Source organism: Tigheibacillus halophilus (genome assembly GCF_042683165.1).
In the GTDB taxonomy this organism is placed as follows: Bacteria; Bacillota; Bacilli; order Bacillales; family Amphibacillaceae; genus Tigheibacillus; species Tigheibacillus halophilus.
The window spans coordinates 784,518-799,990 of sequence record NZ_JBHUIZ010000003.1 but is presented as its reverse complement, the minus strand read 5'-3'; the positions used below and the strand labels follow the sequence as shown (position 1 = coordinate 799,990).

The 15,473-nt window shown below is 41.7% G+C and carries 12 protein-coding genes; 2 read left to right on the top strand and 10 right to left on the bottom strand.

Going from position 1 to position 15,473, the window contains the following annotated elements; translation table 11 throughout:
- Positions 1 to 129: 129 nt before the first annotated feature.
- From ACFSMW_RS04525 to ACFSMW_RS04495, 7 genes are all read right to left on the bottom strand, one after another.
- On the bottom strand, positions 130 to 1,398 hold the full coding sequence (locus ACFSMW_RS04525) for a dihydrolipoamide acetyltransferase family protein (protein ID WP_390353385.1): 1,269 nt from the start codon (positions 1,396 to 1,398) through the stop codon (positions 130 to 132).
- Positions 1,399 to 1,433: 35 nt separating this feature from the next.
- Positions 1,434 to 2,417, bottom strand: coding sequence for an alpha-ketoacid dehydrogenase subunit beta (locus ACFSMW_RS04520; RefSeq protein WP_390353384.1), 984 nt, complete (start codon positions 2,415 to 2,417; stop codon positions 1,434 to 1,436).
- 11 nt (positions 2,418 to 2,428) lie between these two features.
- Positions 2,429 to 3,424, bottom strand: a complete 996-nt coding sequence (locus ACFSMW_RS04515; RefSeq protein WP_390353382.1) for a thiamine pyrophosphate-dependent dehydrogenase E1 component subunit alpha — start codon at positions 3,422 to 3,424, stop codon at positions 2,429 to 2,431.
- 24 nt (positions 3,425 to 3,448) lie between these two features.
- Entirely contained in the window at positions 3,449 to 4,870 is a 1,422-nt protein-coding gene (gene lpdA, locus ACFSMW_RS04510) for a dihydrolipoyl dehydrogenase (RefSeq protein ID WP_390353380.1), read from the bottom strand.
- 16 nt (positions 4,871 to 4,886) lie between these two features.
- The gene (buk, locus tag ACFSMW_RS04505) at positions 4,887 to 5,969 is read right to left on the bottom strand and encodes a butyrate kinase (RefSeq protein ID WP_390353379.1); all 1,083 of its coding nucleotides are present in this window, start codon (positions 5,967 to 5,969) and stop codon (positions 4,887 to 4,889) included.
- Between the two features lie 27 nt (positions 5,970 to 5,996).
- Positions 5,997 to 7,088, bottom strand: a complete 1,092-nt coding sequence (locus ACFSMW_RS04500; RefSeq protein ID WP_390353377.1) for a Leu/Phe/Val dehydrogenase — start codon at positions 7,086 to 7,088, stop codon at positions 5,997 to 5,999.
- Between the two features lie 163 nt (positions 7,089 to 7,251).
- Positions 7,252 to 9,315: a sigma 54-interacting transcriptional regulator gene (locus ACFSMW_RS04495; RefSeq protein WP_390353375.1), complete on the bottom strand. Its 2,064-nt coding sequence runs from the start codon at positions 9,313 to 9,315 to the stop codon at positions 7,252 to 7,254.
- Between the two features lie 180 nt (positions 9,316 to 9,495).
- Between ACFSMW_RS04495 and ACFSMW_RS04490 the strand changes: the two genes are divergently transcribed.
- Entirely contained in the window at positions 9,496 to 9,762 is a 267-nt protein-coding gene (locus tag ACFSMW_RS04490; protein WP_390353373.1) for a DUF2627 domain-containing protein, read from the top strand.
- Between the two features lie 112 nt (positions 9,763 to 9,874).
- On the top strand, positions 9,875 to 11,215 hold the full coding sequence (locus ACFSMW_RS04485; RefSeq protein WP_390353371.1) for an aspartate kinase: 1,341 nt from the start codon (positions 9,875 to 9,877) through the stop codon (positions 11,213 to 11,215).
- Positions 11,216 to 11,308: 93 nt separating this feature from the next.
- Here the strand turns inward: ACFSMW_RS04485 and spo0A are convergent, their stop codons facing one another.
- The 3 genes from spo0A to recN form a co-directional block, all read right to left on the bottom strand.
- Positions 11,309 to 12,091: a sporulation transcription factor Spo0A gene (gene spo0A / locus ACFSMW_RS04480; RefSeq protein ID WP_390353369.1), complete on the bottom strand. Its 783-nt coding sequence runs from the start codon at positions 12,089 to 12,091 to the stop codon at positions 11,309 to 11,311.
- A gap of 213 nt (positions 12,092 to 12,304) precedes the next feature.
- Positions 12,305 to 13,564: a SpoIVB peptidase gene (gene spoIVB / locus ACFSMW_RS04475; RefSeq protein WP_390353927.1), complete on the bottom strand. Its 1,260-nt coding sequence runs from the start codon at positions 13,562 to 13,564 to the stop codon at positions 12,305 to 12,307.
- Between the two features lie 200 nt (positions 13,565 to 13,764).
- The gene (gene recN / locus ACFSMW_RS04470; protein WP_390353368.1) at positions 13,765 to 15,453 is read right to left on the bottom strand and encodes a DNA repair protein RecN; all 1,689 of its coding nucleotides are present in this window, start codon (positions 15,451 to 15,453) and stop codon (positions 13,765 to 13,767) included.
- Between the last annotated feature and the right edge of the window lie 20 nt (positions 15,454 to 15,473).

Genomic DNA, 15,473 nt, shown 5'->3' with positions numbered 1-15,473 from the left:
TGTAAAACTATTTTGCTTGTTGAACTGATCTTGCACCTTGTGTACCATTATCTATTTTGCATATCGCTTTCCCTAAGTCGGACTCACACTCCCCCCTTGTAAAGGGGATGGAGAAAACCCGTATCCATGCTAATACATACTTGTATTGTCCTCATTGATATTTTCCAGGATTTCTTTTACATGAGCAAGGAATCTTCCACAAACAAGACCATCCAATATACGGTGGTCCAATGACAGACTCAGATTGACCATATCCCGGGCGGCGAACATCCCATTTATAATTACAGGACGTTTCACGATCGATTCAATTTGTAAAATGGCTGCCTGCGGATAATTGATCACTCCCATGGAGTGGATGGAACCAAATGAGCCCGTGTTATTTACAGTGAATGTGCCACCCTGCATATCCTCTGTTGTTAACTTGTTGCTCCTTGCTTTGACAGCAAGCTCATTAATTTCTTTTGCAATGCCTTTTGTGCTTTTATCATCAGCATTCTTGATAACCGGAACAAATAACTGGTCTTCATTTGCCACAGCAATGGATATATTGATATCTTTTTTCTGAATGATTTTATCTCCAGCCCACATGCTGTTTAGCTGAGGATATTTTTTCAGTGCTTGTGCTACTGCTTTCACAAAGAACGAAAAGTAAGTCAGATTGAATCCTTCTTTTTGTTTGAATTCCAGCTTTAACTTGTCGCGATACGCAACAAGATCAGTCACATCCACTTCTACAGTCATCCAAGCATGGGGGATTTCCATCTTGGACCTTACCATATTTTGTGCAATCACTTTTCGCACGCCCGTGACGGGAATTTCCACATCACCTGCAGCTGTCGGTACATTAGCAGAAGCCGCACTTGCTTTTTTGTCTTTGCTCGGAGAAGGCTGTTTTATTGGCTGAGCAGCAGTACTTTGAGGCGTCTTGGCCTCACCAGAAGCCAATAATTTCTCCAGATCCTTCCGGGTGATCCTTCCGCCTTTACCAGTTCCCTGTATCTGATTAAGATCTATGTCATTTTCTTGCGCTATCTTCAGTACAGCTGGTGAATAGCGTTTTTTCATTGATGGATCTTCCGGTTTAGCAGCGTCCTGATTTGGAGCATGGGCATCTTCTTGTTTTTCATTTGTCGCCACAGGTGCTGCATCTTTAGCTGACGCTGCTTCTATTTCACACATGACATCTCCAACTTCCAACGTATCTCCTTCGTTTGCTATTAAATTTTTGATTGTACCACTAAACGATGAAGGTACTTCAGCGTTAACTTTATCGGTCATCACCTCGGCAATAGGGTCATATTTATTGACTTGGTCGCCAGGTTTGACAAGCCAAGCACTGATCGTGCCTTCTGTGACACTTTCCCCAAGCTGCGGCATAGTGATTTTTTCAATTGCCATTTCATATACGCTCCTCTGCATTCAAAATCTATTCCTTAAAACTCAGCTAATTCCCGAATCGCTTTTTCCACTTTATCCGGATTCACCATAAAGAACTTTTCCATTGGCGGGGCGAAAGGCATTGCAGGAATATCTGGTCCTGCCAGTCTTTGAATTGGCGCATCCAGTTCGAAAAGACAGCTTTCAGAGATAATTGCAGCTACCTCACTTAAGATACTGCCTTCTTTCGTGTCCTCTGTTACCAACAAGACTTTCCCTGTCCTTTTTGCTGCTTCGATAATAGCCTCTCTGTCCAATGGATACACAGTGCGTAAATCGAGAATATGAACATCGATATCTTCTTCAGCAAGCTTTTCGGCAGCCTGAAGAGCGAAATGCACACACAATCCGTAAGTGATTACTGTAACGTCTGAACCTTTTCTTTTCACATCCGCTTTACCGATTGGCAAAACATAATCTTCCTCAGGTACTTCTCCCTTCAGCAAACGATACGCACGTTTATGCTCAAGAAACAAAACGGGATCATTATCCCTAATGGCAGCTTTCAGAAGTCCTTTCACATCATAAGGTGTGGAAGGCATCACGATTTTAAGCCCAGGTTGATTGGCAAAAATTGCCTCAACAGATTGCGAATGATATAATGCGCCATGAACACCGCCGCCATATGGTGCGCGAATGGTGATAGGACAATCGTAATCATTATTCGAACGATAGCGGATTTTTGCGGCTTCAGAAATGATTTGGTTGACAGCGGGCATGATGAAATCTGCAAACTGCATTTCGGCAACCGGACGCAAACCGTACATGGCTGCACCAATTCCAACACCTGCTATTGCCGATTCAGCCAAAGGTGTGTCCATTACTCTTTCTTCACCAAATTCCTGGAAAAGACCATCAGTTGCCCGAAATACTCCACCTTTTTTCCCGACATCTTCACCTAAGATAAAAACTTTTTCATCCCGGTGCATTTCTTCTTTCAGAGCTGCGTTGACAGCTTGGATATAAGACATAATAGGCATCATGATCCTCCTTACTCTTCATATACATATTTTAAGGCAGATTCAGCCGGAGCGTATTCGGCATTTTCCGCGTAGTCGGTTGCCTCATTCACGATATCATCCAGTTTCTTGTGAAGCGCTTTTTCCGACTCTTCATTCAATACTCCAGCTTCCTTTAAGTAAGTGCCAAAAGTGATAATCGCATCATTTTTTCTTGCCTCGTCCACTTCTGATTTTTCACGGTAATAACGGTCATCATCATCGCTTGAGTGGGCAGTAAACCGGTACATGATTGCTTCAATCAAAGTCGGACCTTCCCCGTTCAGGGCTCTTTCTCTCGCTTCTTTGACAACTTCATATACCGCAAGCGGGTCATTGCCATCTACAGTGATGCCAGGCATTCCATAACCCTGTGCTCTGTCCGCAACATTGGCAGGCAGTTGTTTCGCCATCGGTACCGAAATGGCATATTTATTATTTTCCACCATCGTTATTACTGGAAGCTTGTGCACCCCGGCAAAATTGAGTCCTTCATGAAAATCACCCTGATTGGATGATCCCTCACCAAGTGTTACAAATGATGCAAATGACTTTTTCTCCATTTTGGCTGCAAGTGCGACGCCGACTGCGTGCGGAAGCTGTGTTGTTACTGGTGATGAACCGGTAAGTATCCTGTTCTTCTTTTGACCAAAATGGCTTGGCATTTGTCTGCCGCCGGAATTGGGATCTTCCGCTTTTGCAAAGGCGGAAAGCATCAATTCTTTCGCAGTCATTCCAAACGCAAGCACTACACCCAAGTCACGGTAGTAAGGTGCGATGTAATCCTGCTCCCGGTCCAAAGCGAAAGCGGCACCGATTTGTGCTGCTTCCTGTCCCTGGCAGGAAATGACAAAAGGAATTTTTCCTGCACGATTAAGCAGCCACATTCTCTCATCAATTTTACGTGCCAACAGCATGGTTTCAAACATGTTCAAAACTCGTTCATCTGATAAACCCATTGTTTCATGACGATGTTTTACCAATGTCATCCCTCCTATAATCAGTTTGATAATTTATCCGTGGATCTGCAGTCCATCCACTGCTAAAGCTGCTTCTCCGATGATTTCTGAAAGAGTTGGGTGTGGATGTACAGTCTGGGAAATTTCCCAAGGGGTCGCATCCAATACTTTTGCCAGTCCTGCTTCTGATATCATATCTGTTACATGCGGTCCGACCATATGGATTCCCAGGATATCATTTGTCGCTTTATCGGCGATGATTTTCACAAAACCATCCGGTTCACCATGGACTAAAGCCTTACCGATTGCTTTGAAGCTAAACTTCCCAATTTTTATTTCAAACCCCTTTTCCTTAGCCAATGCTTCTGTCAGACCGACACTTGCGGCTTCAGGATGCGAATAGACACAAGAAGAAATCATTTCATAGTCCAATGGAGCCGGGTTGGCATCCGCCATGTGTTCCACCGCGGTGATTCCTTCATGGGATGCTACATGTGCAAGCTGCATATTGCCGATACAGTCTCCAATGGCATATATATGTGATTCTTTTGTTTGGTAAAACGCATTAGTCCGGATATATCCACGGTCAAGTTCAATCTCTGTATTCTCAAGTCCAATATTTTCTGTATTCGCTTTTCGGCCTACAGATACAAGCATTTTTTCCGCTGTGAACAGCTTGATTTCTCCATCAACTTCAGCAGATATCTTTACTTGACCCTCTTTTTCTGCTGTTTCTGGTAAAACCTTGGCATTTTTAATGAATTTGACTCCTCTTTTTGCCAACATTTTTTCCACTTCTCTTGCCACTTCGGCGTCTTCAGTCGGTAAAATCTTATCCAAGTATTCCAAAACAGTGACGTTCACTCCAAAATCACAAAGCATGGAAGCCCATTCGATACCGATTACACCGCCTCCGACTATAATTATTGATGCAGGCAATGTTTCCATTTTCAGTGCTTCCTCTGAAGTTAGGATGTATTCCCCATCAACATGTAATCCCGGCAGACTGTTTGGCCTGGATCCAGTGGCAATGAGAACATTTTTGGGAACTATCATCGTATTTTCCTTGCCGTCATCGTATTCAATCGAAATTGTTCCTGCAACAGGCGAAAAAATACTTGGACCCAAAATACGGCCGTAACCAGAAAAGACATCTATCTTGCCTTTTTTCATCAAGCCCTGTACCCCTTGATACAAGGTATTGACAATATTGGATTTCCGTTGCTGTACAGCCTGAAAGTCGATCGCTACATTTTCCGCTGTTACGCCGAATGCTTTTGCTGACTTGGTCTGCCGCAATACCTCCGCGCTTCTCAATAAAGCTTTAGAAGGGATACATCCCTTATGTAAACAAGTACCTCCCAGATTGGATTTTTCGACAACCGCAACCTGCATGCCCAGCTGAGAAGCTCTGATTGCAGCTACATATCCACCCGTCCCACCGCCAAGTACAACGAGATCGTATTCTTTTGTCATGCGATGCTCCTCCTCTTCATTCTATACTTTCATAATGTTTCGCTTCCTCTTGCTTTCTTAACACCCGTAGTGCCCCAGCAGCAAGCGCAGGCATAATATAATCACCTGGGTAGACCAGCGTATCAGATATCCAGCAAACGCTCTTCGAAATCAACTCGGTTAATTTCTTTCGGTAAGCCAGCATACCAGTTAAGACGATGACATCCACCTGTCCATTCAGCACGCTCCCCATTGCGCCAATTTCTTTTGAAATTTGATAGGCCAACCCATGATATACAGTTTCCGACAGTTGATCACCCTGATCGATCTTTCTTTCCGCATCAGCAATATCATCTGTCTGCAAATAAGCTTGCATACCGCCTCGTGAAAACAACTTACTGCTTATTTCACTAATGCCATATCCCTTTTCTAAGCACCATTTCAGCAAATCACCGATTGGCACAGTCCCCGCTCTGGTCATTGAAAAGGGGCCTTCGCCATTCAAGCCATTGTTCACATCAATTACTTTCCCATTCCGATGTGCGCCGATAGTGATACCATAACCCATATGCGCGACAATCATATTCAGATTTTCGTATGTTGCCTTTCGATCTGCAGCTGCCATTCTCGCCACAGCTTTTTGGTTCAAAGCATGAAAAATACTTTTACGTGGCAGTTCTGGGAAGCCAGAAATTCTGGCAACAGGTTCCAATTCGTCCACAACTACGGGGTCAACGACAAAAGAAGGAACATGCAACCCTTTACCGATAGCAAATGCAAGAATGCCGCCTAAATTGCTGACATGTTTTCCAAAAACGTCAGCTTCCAAGTCAGCAATCATCGCTTCGTTAATATAGTATGTTCCTCCTTCAATCGGATGGAGTAACCCTCCTCTGCCACAGACTGCATGGAGTTTAGAGACATTCAACCCTTCATAATCCAAATGGTCATATATTTCATTCTCGCGAAATGCTGCCTGCTCATGGAAGTTTGCGAACTGTCTTAGTTCGGAAGGGTGATGGTGAATCGATTTTTCGAATATGCACACATCATCATCAAATACACATACATTCGTCGCATGTATTTCTGGATTGATTGTTAATATTCGATGCGTTTGCATGTAGCCCACCCCCCTGTTAAAAATTCTTTATCTTCTGCTAAGTGTGTGATGGCCATTTAGTAAAAATTGACTTCTTGATTTGCTAACGGATGCAATCCGTTCTTCGGCCATCTTATCTGCGGCAATATAACTTGGTATGTTGTCTCTTCGTGAAATCTCGAAGATTCTGCTTAAGCTGTCATAAATCGTATCCACTTTCTTTAATGCTCTTTCTCTGTTATAACCGTGTAACTCATCTGCGACATTGATTACACCAGCGGAGTTGATAACATAATCAGGAGCGTAAACGATGCCTTTTTCGAAAACAATATCGCCATGCTTCGCTTCTTTCAACTGATTATTAGCGGAACCAGCAATCACTTTCGCTTTCAAACGCCCTAATGTATCGTCATTAATTGTCGCCCCTAATGCACATGGTGAATAAATATCACAATCTACATCATAAATATCATTTGGATCGACCGCTTTTGCACCAAAAGCTTCTACAGCACGCTGAACAGCTTTTTGGTTGATATCTGTTACGATCAATTTCGCGCCTTCCTTATGTAAATGTTCACAAAGGGTATATGCAACATTTCCGACACCTTGAACGGCAATTGTTTTGCCCTCCAGCGAGTCATCACCAAAAGCTTCTTTCGCTGCTGCTTTAACTCCTTTGTAGACACCATAAGCTGTTACAGGGGATGGATTTCCGGATGAAGCAGCATCAGAAGTCCCTGTTACAAAGTCTGTTTCCAAATGGATCAAATCCATATCATCCACGGTCGTACCTACGTCTTCAGCAGTGATGTATCTGCCGTTCAGTCCTTGGATATATCGACCGAACGCTCGGAACATTTCCGGGTTCTTGTCTTTTTTTGGATCCCCTATGATGACTGTTTTACCACCGCCAAGATCCAAACCGGCAGCAGCATTTTTATATGTCATGCCTTTTGCAAGGCGCAAGGCATCCTCGATTGCTTCTGCTTCGCTTTTATATGTCCACATTCTAGTTCCGCCTAATGCCGGGCCAAGCGTTGTGTCATGAATAGCAATGATTGCTTTCAAACCTGAATTTTCATCTTGGCAAAATAGCAATTGTTCGTAATCATATTCTTCCATGTATGAGAAAATTTCCATCTTGATCATCCTCCAGTAATTTTAAAAAGTCGGGCATATAACATGATCCTCCCGTTTACTATTATGCAAATCACGTGCCAACCTCAAAACAATGTAAGCGCTTCATTTGGCGAGATCCAAACAATGCAACAATATGCATATACGCAATTTATTGCACGCATTATTATTCAAGTCGGTACTTTTCGAGCTTGTAATATAAGTTGCGAATCGAGATTTGCAGGGCGCGAGCTGTTTTCGTCTTATTATGGTTATTTTCTTTGTATGCCTTCGCGATCACTTCTTTTTCATAGGCATCCATTCTATCCTGCAAAGCTTTATTTTCTCCCGATGTTATTTTACTCACTGTCTGTTCAGTATGATGCATTTCTCCCGAAAGATTAGGCAAATGGGCTGTTTCAATGATTTCTTTACTGATATCCATATAAATCATGGCCCGTCCAATAACATTTTCAAGTTCTCGTACATTACCTGGCCAATCATAGTGATACAATTGATCAATTGCTTCCTCAGAAATACTTTTTACATTTCTCCCATAATCTTGATTCAATTTTTGGATAAGATGATGGATAAGCTCTGGCAAGTCCGATAACCTTTCTCGCAGTGAAGGGATGAAAATTGGCAATTTATTTAGCCGATAATATAAATCCTCTCGAAAAGTTTTTGCCATGATTGATTTTTCAAGGTTGACATTTGTTGCGGCGATCACCCGGACATTTATCATAATCGGCGTGGTCCCTCCCACACGAAGGATTTCATTTTCCTGCAATACCCTAAGCAATTTCGCCTGCATGTTATGTGAAAGTTCTCCAATCTCGTCCAAAAAAATGCTTCCTTGATTTGCCTCTTCGAACAAGCCGATTTTTCCACCACGCTTCGCACCGGTGAATGCTCCTTCTTCATAACCAAACAATTCGCTTTCTAAAACCGCCTCTGATAATGCTGCACAATTGACACGTATGAATTTGCGATGCTTTCTCTCACTTTCATTATGGATGGCATGAGCAAACAATTCCTTCCCGGTACCGGATTCACCTCGCAGCAAAACAGTTGCGGGAGTCCTTGCGCCAACTTTAGCTTTTTCCAATGCCAGTCTCATTTCAGATGACGCTCCTATGATGTCATCAAAGGTATATTTTGCTTCCAGATTACGGATAATCTGTCTGGCTCGTTTCAGTTCACTTGTCAAAGATTGGATTTTGGACACATCATGCAGCACACCTACGCTGCCTTTCAGTTTACCGTCTACAATGACTGGCGCAGCATTGACCATCACGTCTTTTTTGACGGGCCCGACCTTCATGCGAACGTCCCTGATAGGTCTTCTTGTCTCTAGTACTTTCATATGGACACTTTCTCCTTCTGAAATATCTACAGTGGCCGGTTTTCCGACAACATCTTTTTCAGCAAGCCCGGTTATTCTCGTATAAGCAGGGTTGATCATAATACCAGTCCCATTTTCGTCGACTACACTGATCGCTTCTTCAGAAGATTGAATAATCGCTTCGAGCATCGTCTTTATTTCTTTTAAATCTGTATTTTCTTCAGCCAGATCGAGTATCTCAGAAATATCCTTAAATATCGCAAAGGCCCCAAGAAGTTGTTCTTGGTCATTGATAATAGGCATTCTGGTGGTGATGATTCTCCTGCCGTTTTCAAGATTTAATTTTTGATTGATCTCCTTTTGTCGGGTGCGCAAAACGTCGGGCAAACGGGAATTTTCAATTACCGTAGTTATATCTTTTCCCAGCACATCCGTTTTCGTCACCCCCACAATATTTTCGGCACTATTATTGATGAATTCGATCCTGCCCTGTTTACTTACAACAATCATGCCATCTCTAATGATATCCAGAATCAATTTCTGATTATTTGACTGAAATTCCATATGTTCTAACAAGTCTTCTTTTTCCTCGATCATGTCCGATATGATATGAGCGATGCTGCCCGGTATGACTTGTGTTTTTGTATTACTATAAGTCATCAATTTTGCCAGGACCTCTTCATCACCAGTTGCATCGATCACGATGTCAACCGATGCATGGTTTTCTGCAAGCCACTGCTCCCAGTCCAACGAAACAGATATGCCAAGTTTTTCCGCAAGTTTCACGCCACTTGCAAACGGATTTCGATCAATCACTGCAGCAACCTGCAACTTAGAAGCTACATGCAATGTTTTGAGTAAACTGCTTCCACCCTTGCCCGCCCCTATAATGAGTACTTTTTTCATTCCATCCCACCCCTGCAAGATTATGCATGTTTTATGTTAAAGCAACTTGCAGTTTTTTGCAAATTATAATGCAATGCGATCTGCAACAGCTTAGATAACCATGTATTTCCAAAACGGAATTTGATATACTGATACTATATAGCTTTTTTCAAGGATTCTATGTAAAAGGAGCAGGCAGATATGGCCAGAATCATTGCATTTTTAATATTGCTGTTACCCGGGGTATTTTCTGCTATTGGCATCAAGCTAATACGAGATGCTTTATTTAATGATTATTACCTCTTATTTTTCAATGCGGGGATCCAATTCATTATTGGTTGTATCCTTTTTATCGGGGGATTGGCTTTTATTGGAGGATTCATTTTTTACAGAGATCGCAAAATGCATCAAATCAGAAAAAAAGAAAAACGGTACAACCAAAACCGATCACACACTACAAACAGATGAGCGCCATTTCACCTGTTTGTAGTTTTATTTTTTGTACGGATAATACACTTTTGTATGTTTTTATGTTATGATTTTTAAAAATAAATCGAACAACCTATTGGAGAGATGAATCATGAAAGTCGCAAAATTCGGAGGTAGTTCCGTTGCGAGCGCGGATCAAATTAAAAAAGTAGCCTCTATCATCAAAGCAGATTCTGACAGGAAATTCATTGTGGTTTCCGCACCTGGAAAAAGGTTTGCAAATGATAAGAAACTCACCGACATATTAATCGGCCTGGCTGGTTCAACAACAGGCAGCCAAATTTTTGAAGACCATGTTCAAACAATCGCGCAGCGACTTTCCGGCATAATCAGCTCGCTGGATCTTTCAGATGCATTGCTGGAAGAACTGCTGCAGCACTTGTCAACCATCACTGAAATGCAGTCGAATACGAGAAATGATTGTCTGAAAGCATTTGGAGAAGACAGTTCCGCAAAAATCATAAGTCAATATCTTCAGTCCATTGGATTGGACGCACATTATTTAAACCCGAGAGATGCAGGTATTATTGTTTCAGACGAACCTGGAAACGCTCAAATATTGCCCGAGAGCTTTCCAAAACTATACAATCTGCGAAACCATAAAGGCATTTACGTCATTCCGGGTTTTTTCGGATATACAGCTGAAGGGAAGCTGACTACCTTTTCGAGAGGAGGCTCAGACATTACCGGATCCATTGTCGCTGCGGGGATTCAAGCAAGTCTTTACGAGAATTTCACGGACGTCAATTCCGTTTATACCGTCAATCCAAATATCGTCAAAGATCCGTTGGAAATTGACCAGCTTACATATAGGGAAATGCGGGAACTATCCTATGCTGGATTTTCTGTCTTTCATGACGAAGCATTGATGCCAGCTTTCAACAAAAAAATCCCCGTCGCAATCAAAAATACGAACAATCCTGATCAAAGAGGAACGATGATTGTTTCAGAAAAATCCACGAAACAAAATGGTGTAGTCGGGATTGCAAGTGATACTGGTTTTATAAGCATTTATGTCAGTAAATATTTAATGAACCGACAATTAGGTTTCGGCAGAAAGCTGCTTGAAATCATGGAAAAAGAAAATATCTCTTTTGAACACATTCCATCAGGTATTGATGATTTGACTGTTATTATCAGGGCACACCAATTAACAGACAATAAAGAACAAAGGATTCTGGAACAAATTAAAGAAGAGCTGCAACCCGACACCATCAAGGTACAACGGAATTTAGCGGTGATCATGGTAGTGGGGGAAGGAATGATGAATACCATTGGTATCGCTCAAAAAGCTACGAGCGCACTTGTTGAAGCAAATGTCAATATTGTAATGATCAATCAAGGGTCATCAGAAGTGTCCATGATGTTCGGTGTCGAAGACAAAGACATGACAAAGTCAATCAAATCACTGTATCAAAAATTTTTCGCCTAACCCTTGCCAACAAAGCACGAAACGAAGACTAATCGCTTTCATCAGCAGTCTTCGTTTCGTGCTTAATTGTACTATGATTGCACTTTTATTCGATCAGCTCGCTTTATGCTCCAGCCGCAAACGATCAGCCACCATTGCAATGAACTCGGAATTGGTAGGTTTTGTCTTGGAGACGCTGACAGTGTAACCAAACAAAGCAGATATACTGTCGACGTTGCCTCTATTCCAAGCCACTTCAATCGCATGCCTGATAGCTCTTTCTACTCTCGATGCTGTTGTATTAAATTTTTTGGCAATATCTGGATATAATATCTTCGTAATGGAGCCCAAAAGTTCTACATCATTATAAACCATGGTAATTGCTTCCCGAAGATACATATAACCTTTTATATGGGCCGGCACACCTATTTCATGAATGATATTTGTAATACTGGCTTCAAGGTCTTTTTTCTTCCGATTTACCGAAGCATTTTTCCTCCCCTTCGGTGTCGCTGAATATAAAGCATTGGTACCATTTGCCTGGCGGATTTGGTTTGCCAGATGCTCCAAATCGAAAGGTTTCAGCAAGAAATAGGATGCCCCGAGATTAGCAGCTTTTTTCATGACCTCTTCCTGACCGAAAGCTGTCAGCATAATTACGTGGACATTCTTGCCAACTTCCTTCATATCATGCAATACCGCCAGACCATCAATATGCGGCATGATTATATCTAATACAAGTACATCCGGAGTCATATCCTCCAGCATTTCCAGACATTCTTTTCCATTGTAGGCTGTACCGATCACCTCAATATCTGATTGTTCACCAAAATATTCTTCCATCATTTGTACTAATTCCCGATTATCGTCCACCAAACATACTGTAATTTTCTCCACTTGCTTATCCTCCTTAAATTCAACTCACCTTCTTATATTTAATATTCGACATAATGATGATATAACCCTTTTTTTTTAGAAAAAAAATTAAAATAATTTTGTTTTCCTTAAAATTACTCCCGTTTTCTTTATTATTCGCATAGATTCGATATTATTCGACAAGGACATGCAACTGAAAAAGATGGCTCGCAGCATTGCTGGGAGCCATCTTCATTAACTTGCTTTTGGTGTTTCTTTTCCGTTCAGATTTATTCCAGCTTCATCCAGCATCCATTCAATATGAACACCGTAACCTGAAGTTGAATCATTTACAAATACATGTGTTACTGCACCAATGAGCTTGCCGTCTTGAATAATTGGGCTGCCGCTCATACCCTGGACGATACCTCCTGTTTTTTCTAACAGTTTTGGATCAGTGATTTCAATCACCATTCCTTTTGTTGCGGGTGATTTTTGTGGAATACTGCTGATGATTTCTATATCAAATTCTTCCACTTTTTCTCCGTCAAGGACCGTCAGTATTTTCGCAGGGCCTTCTTTTACTTCATTGGATAAGGCGATCGGCATCGGTTTGTTATATTTCCCATCTGTTAAAGTGTTATCCAGTGTTCCAAAAATACCGAACGCACTATTTTTTGTGATTTTTCCCATCCGGTCTCTTTCCACTGAAAAATTAGCTTGTTTTTCTCCTGGCGTGCCATTGCTGCTTTTTTCAATGGAAGTCACGGTGGAACCGACAATAGTGCCATTATTGATTTCGATTGGCTTTTTTGTGTCCATATCGGAAATGACATGGCCCAAAGCGCCATATTTTTTTGATTGTGGATCGTAAAAAGTCATTGTTCCAATGCCTGCTGCCGAATCCCTTATGAATAGACCAATTCGGTAATCATTATCTTTGTCATCTTTAACAGGTTTTAGTTTGGTCTTTATTTTCTTGTCTCCTCTTTTAACCGTGATGCTTAATGGTTTCCCGTCACTTCCAGCTTTCTTCACAATTGGTTTCACATCTTGCATATTCCCGATGTCTTTTCCATTGATACGCAAAATGATGTCTCCTACTTCTATATTGGCATCTTCACCAGGAGAAACGCTTGTTCCGCCGTTTTGTACCAGATGATGGCCAACAACCAGGACACCTTTCGTATGAAGCTGCACCCCAATGGATTGCCCGCCTGGTATAACCTTTTTATTCTTTAGAACAGAGACATTCGTCTTTTTTATTGGCAGCCCGGCGAGTTTATATAAGATTTCACCTTCACCAGGGGACTTCGCGTAAAAATCTTTATTTGCGGCTTTCATGACATTATTCGGTACAGAATCAGCTTTCACAGCACTGCCTAAATCAGCAACTTGCATAGGGGAGTTGTTGTTGACAGTGACTACTTTATTCGGTATGGATAAATAATGTTTTACTGGGGGCATCAAGGGAATAGTAATCAAAGCGATTAGCAGCACTAGGCCGGTAAACATGCGGATAATTTGGTTCTGTTTCAATCTATTCACACTCCTGATCCCAACCCATACCAATTTTCTTTGGTGTACTTCTAATTTGACCTTAAAACGGTGTTTTTAAACTGGGGAAAGAGAAGAAAACTTGTGTAACATTTCCTTGTATAAAGAAAGCGAGGTGATCGGAGGTAAAAAGAAAGCCGATGATGTCGACTTTCTAATTAAACAGTTATTTTATATGCTGCTGCAAGGTCAAGCATTTCCTTAGCATGATTTATGGCTGTTCCTGTCAATTTACTGCCGGTGATCATTCGGGCAAGCTCATCAGTTTTTTGTTGTCGGGTCAGTTCCAAGACATATGTCTTCGTACGATCGTCTTTTTCCGCTTTGCCAATCAGCTTGTGCGTATCCGCCATGGAAGCCACCTGAGGCAGATGAGTAATACAAAGTACTTGTGAATCCCGGGAAATCTGATAAATCTTTTCCGCGATAGCTTGGGCGACTCTTCCGCTGACACCTGTGTCAACTTCGTCGAAAATCAAACTGGTCACACCTTGATGCTTCGCAAAAATCTTTTTCAGTACCAGCATAATCCGGGACAGCTCGCCACCAGAAGCAACTTTGGCAAGTTCTTTCAATGGTTCGCCAGGATTGGTAGAAATTAAAAAGACCACATGATCCAAGCCATTTTCCTGCAATTTTTTTCCGGTTTCAACATGAATGGAAAAACGTGCTTTTTCAAGGTAAAGACTTCTTAATTCCTGTTCCACTTCTTTCACTAAGGCAGCAGCAGACTGTTGGCGAAGCGCATGCAACTCCATTGCCTCCACTTCAGCATCTTTTTCTATTTCTTTCATTTCCTCTGCAAGTAAGGCAAGATGCGAATCTTTATTCGTAATCTCTTCGATTTCCTCAGCTATTTTTCCCATATAATGCAGCATTTCATTGACGGATGGTCCGTATTTTCTTTTCAAACGATTGATTTCATCAAGACGAGCTTCAATTTCATTTAACCGTTGTGGCTCGAACTCCAGGTTATCAAGGTAATCACGTATCGCAAAGGTGGTTTCTTCGAGCAAATAATATTGATTCGCCAATTGATCCGCTTTTTCTGAAATAAAATCATCATATTCGCTGTTGTTCAACAACGCCATTTGTGCTTCATTGATGAGATCCATTCCTTTTTGTTCTCCGTACAGTGCACGATAAGCATCCTGGAGTCCCTTGTAGATATGTTCATGGTTGGCCAGTTTGTTGCGCTCTTCTTCCAGCATTTTGTCTTCATCAGGCTGTAAATCCGCCTCTTCCAGTTCTTTTAGCTGAAATTGTATTAAATCGAGTCGTTGTGCCATCTCTTGCTCATTTTCGTTCCATTGTTGATATCGTTTCCTTAATTTATCCAATTTATGATACAGTGTGCGATATTCCTTTTTTGCTTGGTTGATTTTTGCTTCATCATATAGATCCAGGAGGTCAATGTGATTTTCTGAGTCCATCAACGACTGTGTTTCATGCTGACTATGAATGTCGATCAGCGTTTTTCCGAATTCACGTAAAATTGCCAACGTGACTAACTTTCCATTGACGCGGCATATGCTTTTTCCGCTTGAAGTAATTGTTCTTTGCAAAACCACCTGTCCATCTAGTATTTCCAACCCATACATTTTAGCGACTTCAAAGATCGGATGGTACTTTCCATCAATAATAAACAATCCTTCAATCTCGGCTTTATCTGTTTCGTGACGAACAAATTCAACTGATCCCCTGCCGCCTGCCAGCAATTGGATAGCATCGATGATAATGGACTTACCTGCTCCCGTTTCACCTGTTAAAACAGTCAAACCTTCAGAAAAAGTGACTGAGACATCTTCAATGATGGCAAAGTTATGGATGTTTATTTGTGTAAGCATCACTCGACACCTCTTTTCCG

What these genes read in the sequence shown, in the direction of transcription:
- ACFSMW_RS04525 (WP_390353385.1), bottom strand. Translation starts at nt 1,398, where the DNA reads ATGGCAATTGAAAAAATCACTATGCCGCAGCTTGGGGAAAGTGTCACA.
- ACFSMW_RS04520 (WP_390353384.1), bottom strand. Translation starts at nt 2,417, where the DNA reads ATGCCTATTATGTCTTATATCCAAGCTGTCAACGCAGCTCTGAAAGAA.
- ACFSMW_RS04515 (WP_390353382.1), bottom strand. Translation starts at nt 3,424, where the DNA reads ATGACATTGGTAAAACATCGTCATGAAACAATGGGTTTATCAGATGAA.
- lpdA (WP_390353380.1), bottom strand. Translation starts at nt 4,870, where the DNA reads ATGACAAAAGAATACGATCTCGTTGTACTTGGCGGTGGGACGGGTGGA.
- buk (WP_390353379.1), bottom strand. Translation starts at nt 5,969, where the DNA reads ATGCAAACGCATCGAATATTAACAATCAATCCAGAAATACATGCGACG.
- ACFSMW_RS04500 (WP_390353377.1), bottom strand. Translation starts at nt 7,088, where the DNA reads ATGGAAATTTTCTCATACATGGAAGAATATGATTACGAACAATTGCTA.
- ACFSMW_RS04495 (WP_390353375.1), bottom strand. Translation starts at nt 9,315, where the DNA reads ATGAAAAAAGTACTCATTATAGGGGCGGGCAAGGGTGGAAGCAGTTTA.
- ACFSMW_RS04490 (WP_390353373.1), top strand. Translation starts at nt 9,496, where the DNA reads ATGGCCAGAATCATTGCATTTTTAATATTGCTGTTACCCGGGGTATTT.
- ACFSMW_RS04485 (WP_390353371.1), top strand. Translation starts at nt 9,875, where the DNA reads ATGAAAGTCGCAAAATTCGGAGGTAGTTCCGTTGCGAGCGCGGATCAA.
- spoIVB (WP_390353927.1), bottom strand. Translation starts at nt 13,564, where the DNA reads ATGTTTACCGGCCTAGTGCTGCTAATCGCTTTGATTACTATTCCCTTG.
- recN (WP_390353368.1), bottom strand. Translation starts at nt 15,453, where the DNA reads ATGCTTACACAAATAAACATCCATAACTTTGCCATCATTGAAGATGTC.